The sequence below is a fragment of the Paenisporosarcina sp. P5_A11 genome (genome assembly GCF_056400705.1).
On record NZ_JBFUKT010000350.1, the window covers coordinates 1 to 1,292 of the forward strand.

Annotated in this window: 1 protein-coding gene and 1 pseudogene; one reads left to right on the plus strand and one right to left on the minus strand. The window is 34.9% G+C overall.

The window, feature by feature from the left end:
- The first annotated feature begins 214 nt into the window (after positions 1-214).
- Positions 215-649, plus strand: coding sequence for an SRPBCC domain-containing protein (locus tag AC1DOS_RS20150; protein ID WP_477538914.1), 435 nt, complete (start codon positions 215-217; stop codon positions 647-649).
- A gap of 364 nt (positions 650-1,013) precedes the next feature.
- Here the strand turns inward: AC1DOS_RS20150 and AC1DOS_RS20155 are convergent.
- Positions 1,014-1,292: pseudogene (locus tag AC1DOS_RS20155) on the minus strand (RND transporter); the annotation flags it as partial.

Genomic DNA, 1,292 nt, shown 5'->3' on the forward strand with positions numbered 1-1,292 from the left:
TTACAATTGTAGGTGATTCTTCATGTAGAACAATGAAGTTAAAATAATGTACTTATGTTTTATATATCACCATGATTGAGAAAGGAAAACCTATCATCTTGATGGAAATGTTCCAATTATTGTATACTAAAAGTGATTGGAACTGTAAGATAGGAAAATCAACGCAACAGTCCCAGTAAAGATATATTTTATTATAGTGAGGTGGGTAATCAAAATGGAAACAGGTCATAATGTAACAATAACGGTAGAAACCACAGTTCAKACACCGGTTGGAGAAGTGTGGAAACATTGGACGGAGCCACAGCATATAACAAAGTGGTGTTTTGCTTCTGAAGACTGGCATGCGCCAAATGCCGAAAATGATTTAAGGGATGGCGGGAGATTTCTTACAAGAATGGAAGCTAAGGATGGTAGCTTTGAATTTGATTTGAGTGGTGTTTATGATGAAGTGAGAATAAACGAGCTTATTTCTTACACTATTGAAGATGGAAGAAAAGTTACAATTACTTTTATTAGCCAAGAAAACGACACTAAGGTAATTGAAACTTTTGAAGCAGAAACCACCAATTCCCTTGAAATGCAAAAAGCAGGCTGGCAGGCAATTCTGGACAATTTTAAAAAATATAGTGAAACCTCCAAAGAAAATTAGGATAAAAAATAAGACTAAATTAAGTTTTCAGACCGTAGACAAAAGGCGTTTCGAATGAGCTCATTCGAAACGCCTTTTGTCGCTTTGCAATAAAGTTTGATCAAAAATATTTCACGAATTCTTGTTTTACGGGAGATAAAAATAATACATCAGACTATGACTCCCCCTCTTGTTCAACTAATCTGCCCCGTTAGTTGAACAAGTAACTAGATGATCCGTTCGTAGAAGCTCGATTCACTTACTCAACTGGATTGTATCACGTATGCACCCTGGTTGACATAACACCACAATTGGGAAGTATCCCTTTTCTTCAACTAAAGCACCCTTTAGTTAATAAAGTATCTTTTCATACACTTCTAACCTGTTAAATTTTATTGGTCTTGCGACTTTCAAGAAAATTGAAAACTGAGTAAGATACTATTAAGATTACCCCAATTAGGAATGCAATAAAAAAACCAATTATTCCTTGAATAGCGACCCATCCAACCGTGAAGGTAAGGAAAAATAGTACATAACAAAAACCAGCTATTATTATTGCAATAGGTACGTTAAAAGGAAATAATCGTTTCCAACCCAAAGCTAAAAAAGAAGAAATAAAAAGTATAGCAACTGAAATGATTTTGTGTAGCAGGCCCCAACGGAA